Origin of the sequence: Pedobacter sp. HMWF019, from assembly GCF_003061025.1 — a bacterium.
Classification (GTDB): Bacteria; Bacteroidota; Bacteroidia; order Sphingobacteriales; family Sphingobacteriaceae; genus Pedobacter.
Genome location: NZ_QAIL01000050.1, coordinates 1 through 12,713, shown reverse-complemented (window position 1 = coordinate 12,713; position 12,713 = coordinate 1). Strand labels below are relative to the sequence as shown.

General features: G+C 39.8%; 10 protein-coding genes. 3 read left to right on the top strand and 7 right to left on the bottom strand.

Annotation, left to right across the window (positions count from 1 at the left end; all coding sequences use genetic code 11):
* Nucleotides 1–15 precede the first annotated feature (15 nt).
* From DBR11_RS03590 to DBR11_RS03575, 4 genes are all read right to left on the bottom strand, one after another.
* Nucleotides 16–1,413 carry a RagB/SusD family nutrient uptake outer membrane protein gene (locus tag DBR11_RS03590; RefSeq protein WP_158275200.1) on the bottom strand — a complete coding sequence of 466 codons (1,398 nt, stop codon included), beginning with the start codon at nucleotides 1,411–1,413 and terminating at the stop codon, nucleotides 16–18.
* A 1-nt stretch (nucleotide 1,414) separates the two neighbouring features.
* Nucleotides 1,415–4,708: a TonB-dependent receptor gene (locus DBR11_RS03585; protein ID WP_158275199.1), complete on the bottom strand. Its 3,294-nt coding sequence runs from the start codon at nucleotides 4,706–4,708 to the stop codon at nucleotides 1,415–1,417.
* Nucleotides 4,709–4,983: 275 nt separating this feature from the next.
* Nucleotides 4,984–6,108, bottom strand: a complete 1,125-nt coding sequence (locus DBR11_RS03580) for a FecR family protein (protein ID WP_158275198.1) — start codon at nucleotides 6,106–6,108, stop codon at nucleotides 4,984–4,986.
* A 159-nt stretch (nucleotides 6,109–6,267) separates the two neighbouring features.
* Nucleotides 6,268–6,855, bottom strand: coding sequence for an RNA polymerase sigma factor (locus DBR11_RS03575; protein WP_158275197.1), 588 nt, complete (start codon nucleotides 6,853–6,855; stop codon nucleotides 6,268–6,270).
* A 144-nt stretch (nucleotides 6,856–6,999) separates the two neighbouring features.
* Here DBR11_RS03575 and DBR11_RS03570 point away from each other — a divergent pair, with 144 nt between their 5' ends.
* Both DBR11_RS03570 and DBR11_RS03565 read left to right on the top strand, forming a co-directional pair.
* Entirely contained in the window at nucleotides 7,000–8,421 is a 1,422-nt protein-coding gene (locus DBR11_RS03570; protein ID WP_108550245.1) for a PLP-dependent aminotransferase family protein, read from the top strand.
* Nucleotides 8,422–8,480: 59 nt separating this feature from the next.
* Nucleotides 8,481–9,002 (top strand): N-acetyltransferase, encoded by a 522-nt coding sequence (locus tag DBR11_RS03565; RefSeq protein ID WP_108550244.1) that lies wholly within the window; start codon nucleotides 8,481–8,483, stop codon nucleotides 9,000–9,002.
* Nucleotides 9,003–9,086: 84 nt separating this feature from the next.
* Here DBR11_RS03565 and DBR11_RS03560 read toward each other — a convergent pair whose 3' ends face one another.
* The 3 genes from DBR11_RS03560 to DBR11_RS03550 are packed head-to-tail and all read right to left on the bottom strand — an operon-like array spanning nucleotide 9,087 to nucleotide 12,344.
* Complete coding sequence (locus DBR11_RS03560) at nucleotides 9,087–10,790, bottom strand: protein-disulfide reductase DsbD (protein WP_108550243.1); 1,704 nt, start codon at nucleotides 10,788–10,790, stop codon at nucleotides 9,087–9,089.
* A 7-nt stretch (nucleotides 10,791–10,797) separates the two neighbouring features.
* Nucleotides 10,798–11,244 (bottom strand): protein-disulfide reductase DsbD domain-containing protein, encoded by a 447-nt coding sequence (locus DBR11_RS03555; protein ID WP_108550242.1) that lies wholly within the window; start codon nucleotides 11,242–11,244, stop codon nucleotides 10,798–10,800.
* 47 nt (nucleotides 11,245–11,291) lie between these two features.
* A complete protein-coding gene (locus DBR11_RS03550; protein WP_108550241.1) occupies nucleotides 11,292–12,344 on the bottom strand; it encodes a PLP-dependent cysteine synthase family protein in 1,053 nt (350 codons plus the stop codon).
* A 192-nt stretch (nucleotides 12,345–12,536) separates the two neighbouring features.
* Between DBR11_RS03550 and DBR11_RS03545 the strand changes: the two genes are divergently transcribed.
* Nucleotides 12,537–12,713 (top strand): Lrp/AsnC family transcriptional regulator (locus DBR11_RS03545; protein WP_146186447.1); only part of this gene is annotated, 177 nt, incomplete at its 3' end.

The following is a 12,713-nucleotide window of genomic DNA, read 5'->3' as shown; positions in this document are numbered from 1 at the left end:
AATTATTTTTTTAATCTATTCGTAACCTGGATTTTGTTTAACTACGTTATTTCCTGCTTTTATGCTGGCAATTGGAATAGGAACGATGTATCTGGTTTTGCTGGTTAGGTTTGGCTTATAGTTTACGATATTGATATCTCCTTCAATCGAAAACCGAACTAAATCATACCATTCTTCTCCACTTTCACAACCTAATTCCAATTGTTTTTCTTTCAAGACAGCTTGTAACAATTCAGCTTTTGTCTGGACGGAAGATAGAATTAAAGTTGCACCAGCACGGGCACGGATTACATTGATCATGTCCCTGCCTTTAGCTAAATCAGCAGGGTTTCCATTTCTGATTAAAGCTTCGGCTAAAATCAAATAAGCCTCCGACAACCTTAAGTAATACTCCGTGTTTGCAGTTAAAGCCTGACCATTAATCGAGGTATTGTTAAATTTACCATTCCGGATCAGGTTACCCGGCGGCGCTGTAAAATAAATCGTAACACTTTGTCTAGGATCACCTGCTAATAACTGGAAGTAAGAATTCTTTGGAAGCACATAAGATCTGAACGCAAAAGCTTTGTTGTTACGTTCATTTTTATCATCAAATGGAGGAGCCAGTAAAGCTTCTTTTGAATTGAACCATTTTGTAAAAACATCCGCAAATTTATCTTCCAGCTTCGCATTCCCTCTCTGATCGATAGTTGCAGCGGCATATTGGGCAGCCTGAATATAATCCCTCTTGTAGAGATATACTTTGGCAAGCAGCATATTGGCCGCTTGCTTGGAGGCAAATTTTGCGGTAGAATACTGTGCTGCGTTTGCGATGGCAAATTTTAAATCTTTCTCAATTTGAGCATAAGATTCGCTAACCGTAGATCGGGGTTTTGGAACAATATCTTTAGCTGGTGCATCCCAGGTAACAATTCCGTAGGGAGAAGCGATGTCGTAAAACTGTCCGTATAATCTCAATATCGAAAAATGACTTAAAGCCCTCAAAAAACTGGCTTCAGCAAGAATCTCATTCTTCCTTGGATCAGTGGTAGACAAAAGGCTGGTTTTTTCAATGACATGGCTGCTGAGGTTAACTAAATAGTACCAACTTGTATAAATCCCAGAGAGTGTTGAGTTATCAGGTTTTACATCGTTGTCTGCAAATTGCTGATAACTAGGACCGCCAGAACTACCGACATCAAAACTTATGCCCATACACCCTGTAACACCGGGTTCATCAACAATCAAGCTAAAGGAATGTAGTTGTGCATAAGCTCCAGTTAAAACTTTGTTAGCAGACGGGATATCGGTGATCACGTTTTCTTCACTCAATTTGAAAGGGGGCTCAATAGTGGTCACATCAACAAGGCTACATGCTTGTAGCGATAAGGCAAAAAGAAATGCCATTGCATATGATAAATATCTCTTTTTCATGTTAGAAAGTAATGTTAAAGCCAAAATTAAATGTTCTTGTGGATGGATAAGCTCCACCATCATATCCTCCCGCTAAAAGGCCGGAACCTGTTGATGTACCGATTTCCGGGTCAGGGCCATCGTACTTGGTCAAAACAAACAAATTAGTTACTCCGGCATACAATTTGATTTGATTGACTTGTTGTTTCATCCATTTAGCCGGATTGATATAATATGCTACCTGGATGTTTTTTAGTTTCAGGAATGATCCGTCCTGAATAAAGTAATCAGATGCACGTCCATTTTGATTTGGATCACCATACACATTTCTTGGCAAATCCGTATTTTTATTATCCTCAGACCATCCATTCAAAACTGACCGGTAATAGTTTACATTAGAGGAATAAATTCCTCCGCTGGCTTTTGCTCCATTTTGTAGTTTTTGACCGCAGGCAAAATAGAACAAAAAGGAACCTTCCAATCCACCATAACGAAGGACATGGTTCCATCCGCCAAAGAATTTTGGCTCGGCATTACCTAATTTCACTCTGTCAGCGTCTGAAATAGTTCCATCTCCATTGACATCTACAAATTTAAAATCGCCAGCTGCGGTCTTGAGCGATTGATACCGGCCAATAGGAGAAGCCTGATTCAGTGCAGTAATCTCGGCTTGTGTTTGGAAAATTCCTGCCACCCGATAGCCAAAAACACTACCTAAAGCATCGCCTTCCTTAAGATCTCTCAATACAGTAGCTGAACCTCCATTTAGTTTTTCCAAGCGGCCGAGGTTCATATTAAAATTAATATCGGTGGTATATTTAAATTTATCTTTGCTTACCACATCACCGCCAATTACAAATTCAAATCCTTTATTGGAAATGTCTCCGACATTGACAGTCTGCTTACTGGAACCCGTTTCAAATGGAATCGGAATCTGTAACTCCAGATCCTTTGTATATTTACGATACACATCCACGGATCCGCGGATTCTATTGCCTAAAAACGCAAAATCTAATCCCAGATCTGTCTGATTTGTCGTTTCCCACCGAATGCTAGGGTTAGGCACCCCATCCACTGTTACGCCATTTTGACCATTATAGAATGTTCCGGCAGAAAAGAATGTCCTATAAAGCCAGTCACCCAGGTTCGCCGTACCTGATTTGCCTGTTGATGCCCTGACTTTCAAATCTGATATCCATTTGTATTTTTTCAGGAATGACTCTTCTGAAATCCTCCAGGAAAAGGCTGTTGATGGGAAAAACGCCCATTGGTTGTTTGGCCCGAATTTAGTAGACTTATCTGTACGTGCCGTAAAAGTGAAATAATATTTCCCATTGTAATTGTAATTGGCCCTTGCGAAATAAGATTGCAAGCCACTCAGGGTCCCACCTGATGCATAACTTAGCATGGATCCGGCAGAGCCCAGGTTATTCAGTATATTGTCATCGGGAAAATTGACAGACTCTAATTTCAAGGATGTACCTCTATCTGAAGTAAAAGAAGCACCGACCATTGCATTCACATAATGCTTTCCAAAAAATTTATCAAACGTAGCCGTATTATCAAAAATCAAAGAGCTGAATTTCAAATAGTTATCTTTACGACTTCCTTTTCTTCCATTTCTTATTTCAAACGGATCGAAACTCGGTGTATAATTGATGGTAACATTATCTGTCTGATTATAAGAAAGTGTGGATCTTAAACGTAAAAACTCAAATGGCCTTGCCTCAGCAAATAAGGAAGCAAGCAGATTATCTCCGGTAAGTTTGTCTGTATAAAGTGTTTTTGCCACAGGGTTTCCTTGTACACTATCAATGGTTGTTGCATATCTGCCATTTTTGTCAAATACCGGAATATCCGGTCTGTAACTGGCGATATTATAGTAATAGGTGCTGGATGCTCCGTTGGAGATGTTTTTAGAATAATTAATATTTGCGCCTGCTTTAACCAGTTTGACTACTTCTGATTCTATATTGCCGCGAATATTATAGCGATCAATATTACTTCCTTTAATGACACCAGCCTGGTTGTTCATACTGGCTGAAAAGGAGTAATTGGTTTGACCATTACCTATCCCACCTCGCAAACCCAAATTCAGCATATTGGAATAGCTATTCCGTGTAACCAGCTTACGCCAATCGGTGCTTACACCTTTGTACTGCAGAAAATCAGTTGGAAAAGTGGCTCCGGCATTCTTGTAAGCTTGAGTGGCTACCTGAAACAGCTCATCTGAACTCAACATATCAAAATCTTTGATAAACCGATCCACCATACCCTGGTAACTTAAGGTCAATGTAGGTTTACCCTTTCCTTTTTTGGTAGTCACTAAAATAACACCATTGGCACCTCTGGATCCATAGATAGCGGTCCCCGAAGCATCCTTCAGAATATCTATGCGTTCAATGTCGTCTGGATTGATAGCCGCCAGAGGGGAGATTTGAAATGACTTCGTACTTCTATAGGTATCCGTTCCATTTCCTTGTCCAATCTGAATTGGCACACCATCAATCACATATAACGGTTCATTTACACCAAATACAGAAGATGCTCCACGGATTCTGATAGAGGCATCTGCACCCGGAGCTCCCGACGACTTGACAACCATCACACCCGGCGCGCGGCCAGCCAAAGCAACATCAAGGCTAAACGCCGGTTGCTTTTGCATCTCTTCCACATTTACCAAAGAAACGGCTCCGGTCAAATCACGTTTTTTAACCGCACCATAACCCACCGCAACATTAACTTCCTCCAACTGTCCATCTGCCATTTTTAAAACGATAGCCCCCAAATCCTTCCTGGCTTTGAGTTCCTTGGGTAGGTAACCTACATATGAAATGACAAGCACTGCATCCTCTTCCACATCATTCAAGGTAAATTCACCTTTGTTATTGGTAAATACCATTTTTTTTGCCCCCTTAACCTGTACGGTTGCTCCTGGCAGAGGTCCTCCTCCCTCGTCCAATATTACCCCTTTGACATCAATGGCCTTAAAGTACTGGATAGCCTGATCTACAAGAGACAATGTTTTGTTTTTAACAACAATGCTTTTGTTGTCTATGGTATAGGTAAGCATCTGGCCTGCAAAGACAGCATCCAGAGCATCTGTTAAAGAGCTGTTCTTCAAATTAATGGTTACAGCTTTTGCTCTCTGTAAAACATTCGTATTAAACAGAACGGTATATCCGCTTTGGCTTTCTATGGCACTTAGAACTTCTTCCAAAGAAGCATTTTTCTTAGTGACAGATATTTTTTGTGCGTATCCTGTTGCGCTAACCTGTAAACAGGTAAAGGCAATAAGGAAAACAATTAGTTTCATAACTAAAATTGTTTTGGTAATTAGCCCCCGCTTTTTACACAGTGGGGCTAAAAGCATAGAATAATTCATACTTTTACGTTGGTTTGGGTGTGTTGATAATCTATTGGTATAGTTTTTCTTTCCTGCCCTAAACGACAGGTGTACCCGAACTATCGGCTGGGAGTGGTGAGAGACTCCTGGCCTTTTTATGTCGGATACTTTTTTTCAGGATTTAATCAGGTATCATTTTGATCATGTTTGTTGGTTTTTGGTTATCAATTGGTTTATTTGAGAGCTTAGGGCGAAACGATAATCTTCCTGCCTTCAATTTTAAAATGAATGGTTTCCGTACGCTCCAGAACCTTTAGTAATTCTGCAACATTTTCGTATTTAGATACCCTGCCTATAAAGGTTTCGCGTTGTACATCACCTTTGTACAGGATCTCAACATCATACCAGCGGGCTACTTTTCTCATAATGCTTTCTATGCTTTCATGATTAAACATAAAATACCCCTCTTTCCACGCCAAGGCCTCTTTTTCAACAGATGGCTGGACAGAAATCTTATTATCCTGCACAATGGACCGTTGAGCAGGTTTTAAAACCACCTCCTGTTTCTGCCCCGAGCCGCTAAGCACTGTTACACGAACAGCTCCTTCAAACAGGTCAGTCCTGGTACTGGATTCCTCAGCGTAACTACTGATATTAAAATGGGTACCTAGTACCTCAACCTGTTGTTTACCGGTATTAACTATAAATGGTCTTGTTTTATCTTTAGAAACTTCGAAATAGGCTTCTCCAGACAACTCCACCTTCCGTTGTCCTGCAGCAAATACAGCAGGGAATTTTAAACTGGATGCTGCGTTTAGCCAAACCTTGCTCCCATCAGGAAGTACCACCTGATACTGTCCGCCCCTTGGTGTAGAAATTGTATTTATGGCATTAGTACCTTTAACATTATAAAGATTAGGAACGGCGGTATACACCACTTGACCATTGCTCTTTTTTGAAATACTAAAACCAGCTTGTCTGGTGATCTCTCCTTCTCTGACATCATCCAGAATAATATTGGAACCATCTGCCAGGGTTAATATGGCCTTATTTTTTCCAGGCTGGATGTTATTTTTGCTGTACTGATGCTGAGTATCCGGAATATGGAACTTGTTGAAGAAAAAGTATGACCCTATCGAAATGACAAATAAAACCGCAGCAGCATATTTTAACCAGGATATAGATTTTTTTCTTTTTACAGGTAGATCCCGCGAGAAAATATGGGCGAGCAGGCGGTCCTGTACAGGAAAACCTAAATCCTTACCTGTAATTTCCTCTTCCATACTTGACCCCAGAATCTGCTTTACTACTCCGGCATATACAGGATCATGAACATAACTAAAGAACTCTAATGTTTCTTCTTCAGTCATCGAATCCTCAGTATATAACCGAAATAAATGTTTAAGTCTCGTTGCGCTCATTAAATCTCTGAAACAGGGCTTTATCTGATTGATTTTTCCCCGGGTTCAATTGTATTGACAACTGGCAGGGAAATTCGGGGTAGTTGAAAGATGCTTTTTTTTAAAAAATTATTTGTACAAATACAACAGCAGAAATATCAGGGCATCTGAATTTTTAAAATGTGTTCTGATGCTTTGTAAGGCCTGTTTCATATGGGAATGTACCGTACCTGCAGAAATGTTGAGCTTTTTAGCTGCCTCCTCATATTTAAGCCCTTCCACATGGCATAAAAAGTAAACCTTTTTTTGTTGTGGACTCAGCAGGTCAATTGCCCTTTTCAGTATTTCAGCAGAGGCATTATAATCAATAGATTCCTGGGTATTCTCCGTAGATTCAGTAAATTCTGCTTTGAGATTCTTATTTACCATAGCCTCCATAGTAAGGCGTTTCAAAAGATTGTAAGCATGATTCCTGGTGATCCGGTTCAGAAAAGCGCCAAAATTTTCAATGCCAGACAATTCGGTTCTTTTCAGCCATATTTTCATAAATATATCCTGAACAACTTCTTCTGCAAGTGTTTCAGACCGGGTAAGCTTAAGTGCAAATCTGTACACAATCCCATGATGTTTTCTGAAAAGAAAAGTAAAAGCCTGCTGATCGCCCTCTGCTACTTTTTCAATCAGTGTATTTTCATCATGAATGATTTTTAAGCCCAACTTTTTATCTGTAATGTGAAAATTGAAAATTCATGTCCAATATCCATATTTATTTCTGCTCTTCCAACATCAGAATACCTTTTACGATTTGTACCTTGCCCTTTCACACCTTAATTACTTATTAACATCCGGTAAAGGTCATTTATGAAATCCTATAAGTACGAAATATTTACATCTGTAATTGAAGGACTAATCACCGACGGCATATATCAGCGTGGAGACAAACTCCCTTCTGTAAGAGAAATAGGACAAAAATACGGAATCAGTATGAGTACTGTACAACAAGGCTACGAATACCTGGTAATCAAAGGAATAGTAAAAAGTATATCCAAATCAGGATATTATGTCAATGAGAAGCAGGACACCTCTACTGCTCCTCCCTCACTTCCACCAGTAAGGGATGCTGTTTTTAAACATAATCTTCATTTGACAACTTCTTTACGGAATACCGGAAAACGCCTGACAGAATTTAACGTTGCAGCTCCAGGCGATCTTTTTATTCCTCAAAAATTATTGCTTCGAACCATGCAACAAGTGATTAGAGAACAAGGCGCGGGACTTTTAAGATACTATCCTCCAAATGGCTCGGCAAAGCTCAGGAACAGTATTGCAAAAAGAGCAGGAAGATACCATACTACATTCAATCCAGATGAACTTCTGATAACAGACGGAGCACTGCAGGCATTATATATTGCCTTATCCTCCGTATGCCAACCCGGTGACATTATCGCAGTAGAAAACCCATGCATCTTCTCTGCCCTTGAAGTGATCAGGGTGCTGAGACTTAAAGTAATAGAAATACCTCTAATCCAGGGAAAAGAACCTGACTTTACCAGTTTGTGGAATACCTTTGCTAAGGTAAACGTTCGTGCTATCCTGGTTACGCCAAACTTTCAAAACCCCACTGGTTTGCTTTTTTCGGATGAACAGAAAAAGAGACTACTTTCCATTGCACTTCATTACGGCATCCCATTGATCGAAAATGACATTTATGGGGACCTAAATTTCAGCAAACTAAGACCTTCCACGATTAAATCCTTTGACGAAAGCGGACTGGTCATGACATATTCTTCCTATTCTAAAACACTAGCTCCTGGAATACGCATGGGTTGGCTTTCCGCCGGAAAATTCTTTGAAAAGGCAGAGCAGGTTAAATTTGCTTTGGGTAGTTCTGTATCTCCGATTTATCAGGAAACCATTAGTAAACTACTGGACTCAGAGAGCTACGACCGTCACATTCGGTCTTTCAAGTTACAGCTTGCAAAAAATGCCCGGCATACTGTAGAGCTTTTATCAAGGTATTTTCCTGAAGGCACTCAAGTTTTAATGCCTGAAGGCGGCATCAATCTTTGGGTAAAGATGCCGGTCTATACGGATATGAATAGATTTTACAACGAAAGTGAAAAGACAGGGATTAGGTTTACACCTGGTTCTACTTTCTCTTTTTCAACTGCCTACAACCAGTTTTTCAGGCTGGTCTTTGCAGATAAACTATCGGCCAGCAAGGAAGACTCCCTCAAGCAGGCCGGAAAGATAGCACAGCACTCTGTACTGCATTTTCCTTAATAAAGTGTACTGTTTTAGGAAGAACAACTCCATTACCTTTGCTTCCTTAGAACAAGATCATGAGTGCAAAAATCATTACAAAATTTACAGTAGCGACGGTAGATGGCATTGAAAACTTAATGGGGCTAGGGACGAAATTGGCTAAAGAAAAATTTCAGAGCCTGGTAAAAGAAGAGCTTTTAGAAAAATATATTTCCGAAAATTTTACAGAAAAGGTCCTTGTAGAAGAAGTAAACAGCCTGTCTAATCAATGGCTAATTGTATATGCAGATGAAAAGCCTGCAGGCTATGCCAGGGTTACCTCAAAAGGACTTCGTCCAGCATCAGTTGCAAGTAAAAAAGCCATCCGAATTGCCGACTTTGGAATCCTTCAGTCTTACGCAGAGATTGGTGTATTAGAGTCTTTGTACGAAAAATGTCTACAGGTCTGCAAAGCTTATGATGCAGTATGGTTAAATGAATTTACGGATAATATCTTACTTGATTTTTTTATTAGAAATGGGTTTGAAAAGCAAGACAACAAGATACAATTCGACGATCTCCCAATTTCTTCTGTCTACCTGGTCAAAATGAATCATTAACGAGAAAGGCCATCGATTGATGGCCTTTCTGAATCATTATTTACCTAAATTAATCTATTAGCATCCACCATATAGATAATCTCTTTATTTATGGTAGGCATCAAGCCCACTCTTTAAAAACTTCGCATAACTGGCAGCATCATAATCTGCTCCCTGGGCCTTTACCAACTGAGCTTCTGTTTTTGAATCCAGGAGCACATAATAAGGCTGTGAATTGGATTGAAACTTGGATGTTTGCAAATCGCTCCATTTCTTTCCTATCGTATTCAATACCCTCCCTTGAGGTGTGGTTACCACATCCGAAGCAGCTACTTCAGTTTTGTCATCCACGTACAGCTGGATCAGTACATACTCTTCGCTGATCATCTTGTACACCTCTGGATTCGGCCATACATTCGCTTCCATCTTCCTGCAGTTTACACAAGCATGTCCTGTAAAATCGATGAGTATAGGCTTGTTTACTTTTTTAGCATAAGCCAGTCCCTCATTGTAATCAAAGAAAGCATCCAGATTTAAAGGCGCATGAAATATATCTGCATATTTATGGGGGCCTGACGATGGCGTTGCAGAGGTATGGTTTACTTGTCCGCCACCTGGAATTAGCGTAGGCGTATACAAATCAAAATCCTGTGTCTGTTGAGGAGGAAGAAAAGCCGATACCGATTTAAGTGGTGCGCCCCATAAACCTGGGACCATATAAATGGTAAAGCCCAACACCACAATAGCCATCATTAATCTTGGAACTGAAATATACTTAACCTCGCTATCATGAGAAAATTTCAGTTTACCAAGAAGGTAAAATCCCATCATACCAAAGATCACAATCCAGAGTACAAGAAAAATCTCTCTGTCGAACCATTCCCAGTGATAAGCAAGATCAACATTGCTTAAAAATTTAAGGGCAAATGCAAGTTCCAGAAAACCCAGGACAACTTTTACACTGTTTAGCCAGCCACCAGACTTTGGTAATGCACTTAGTGCAGATGGAAACAAGGCAAATAAGGCAAAAGGAATAGCCAAAGCCAAAGAAAATCCAAACATTCCAATCGCGGGACCTAAAAGGGCTCCGCTTGTAGCAGCCTGCACCAGCAATGTGCCAATAATAGGCCCTGTACAAGAGAAAGAAACTAGGGCAAGCGTACCTGCCATAAAGAACAATCCCGCTATCCCCCCTTTATCTGAGTTGGCATCCATTTTATTAACCCATGATGATGGAAGCGTAATTTCGAAAGCACCGAGAAAAGAGGCACCGAAAGCAACCAGTAACAGGAAGAAAAAGAAGTTAAATATACCATTGGTAGAGAGACTGTTTAATGCATCAGCACCAAATATCACTGTAACAAGCAACCCTAATACCACATAAATGATAATGATGAAAAAACCATATAAAGCGGCACGTCCAAAGGCTTTACCTTTCTCACTGCCTTTAGTAAAGAAGCTCACGGTTAAAGGCAGCATTGGAAAAATACAGGGCATCAGCAAAGCGGCAAGTCCACCAACAAACCCTGCAATAAAGATGCCCCATAATGATTGTTGTTCCTCCCCTTTAGCGGCTTTTTTGCCTGTTTTAACAGCAGCCACTGTATCTTTAGAAACAGGAGCCTGAACAGTAGCAGCCTCAGCCTTAACCGGAGTATCCGTTTGTGTATCTTTAATTTCGGTGAATTCAATTCCATCTGCCGAAGTGGTATCTGCAGCTTGTGCAAATGCTGTGTGCTGGAAACAAACGATCAGCAGGAAACCAAAGACAAGCATTTTCATACTTATCTTAATTTTTTTCGCATCCATTATCAGTCTATTTTACAGGTACACTGAAATTGATCTGCTCTGGTGGCAGACACTGTTTATCGTCGCAGGTCATGAATTCAACAGTCCCTTTAACCACTGCGTTCTTTCCTTTCAATTTAATCTTTTGCTGAAAAACAACACTTTTTTCAAAGAAATTTACGTTCATGCTAAACGTTTCCTCATACCTGCTGATTGATTTTGGTTCAATTGTTTTTCCAACCAAAGTATAAGCCGAAGATGCAGGAAATGTAAAAGTAGTTTTAACCGGCCCACCTTCTTTTACCGTTTGAGAGTACAAATGCCATCCATCATCAATAGTCGCTTTGATGAAAACTGTAGCTTCAGTTGCGCTTGTTTTTTTTGCAGCGTAACTCCAGGTTACTGGTTTTAAAATCTGGCTTTGAGCTGCCAATGCTGATAAGATCACTGCAGTAAATAAAATGAGCTTTTTCATATTTTGTGTGTTTAAGTTTAAGTTGATTGTATATGTGGTTCAATGGCCTATTTTAACCGGCATATTGGGTTATAGTTAATAAATTCTGTATCCGGTGTCAGATAGCCTTCTTTAACGGGTTCTTCCCTCATGAGGTCAGTACTCAGGTATTTTTTATTACTGTCTGAAAAAATCGTTACCACACAGCTGTCATAACCTAGTTGCTGCTGTAATTTGATTGCCCCGATTACATTTGCACCTGAGGAAATTCCTACAGCCAGTCCGAGTTCCCGGCCTAGTTTCTGAGCCATTAAGATAGAATCCCCGTCGTTTGCCTGGATCACTTCATCCAGTTCAGCAAGTTTTACAATTTCTGGAATAAATTCATCAGAGATACCCTGGATCCTATGGCTTCCTACTTTATATCCGGTAGTCAAAGTCGGCGATTCTGCCGGTTCCAGCGGATGGATTTTGATGGACGGATTTTGCTTTTTCAAATGTCTTCCTACACCCATAATCGTTCCACCTGTTCCTACTCCTGCTACAAAGGCATCAGGTACCAGATCATTCATCTTAAGTTGTTCCCATATTTCCACGCCTGTTGTTTGCTCATGGGCTTGCGGATTGTCTGTATTTTCAAACTGACGAGGCAAAAAAGTATGGTTGTTTTCCAGAGCCATAGACTCTGCTAATTTGATACTTCCTAAAAAGCCACCTTCTTCTTTACTGATTAAAATCACTTCCGCTCCAAGGCTTTTGATAATATCAATCCGCTCTTTGCTTAACCAGTTTGGCATAATGATCTTAACAGGATGTCCCATTGCCTTTCCAATCGCAGCAAATGCGATTCCGGTATTACCACTGGTTGCCTCAATGATGACGTCTCCAGGTTTAATTTTACATTCTTTATAAGCATTATATAAAGTAAATAGTGCAATACGGTCTTTTATACTTCCTGTAAGGTTATAATGTTCGCACTTTACATAGATCTTCCCTGTATTTCCCTGATATTTGTAATTCAATTCCAGCATAGGGGTGTTCCCAACCAAATGCCATAAATGCTCAAATTTCTTTTCTAAATCTTCTGTTAAGCAAGCTGCTTCTTTTGTATCCAATGACATAATTACTGCGCTTATCCTTTTGTCTGATAATTCAGTAAAACTCTATATTGCAAATTATATTAACAATACTTAGCTTTATATCCGGAAATTTTACGGAAAAAAACTTATAAACTTTCATTAATTCCATTTTACATATCAGATTTATATCTTTAAGTTATTTTTTTTCATTTTTACATTTCATAAACAATCAAAATGCAGACTGAACTTGATGCTACGGACCTTGAAATTCTTAGGATTTTACAGAAAGATGCCACCTTAACGAATAAAGAGGTCGCTTTTAAAATCAAAAAATCCATTGCAACTGTACATGAAAGAATCCGGAAACTTAAAGAACAAGGCTATATACAAAGAGTGGTTGCCATCCTCGAC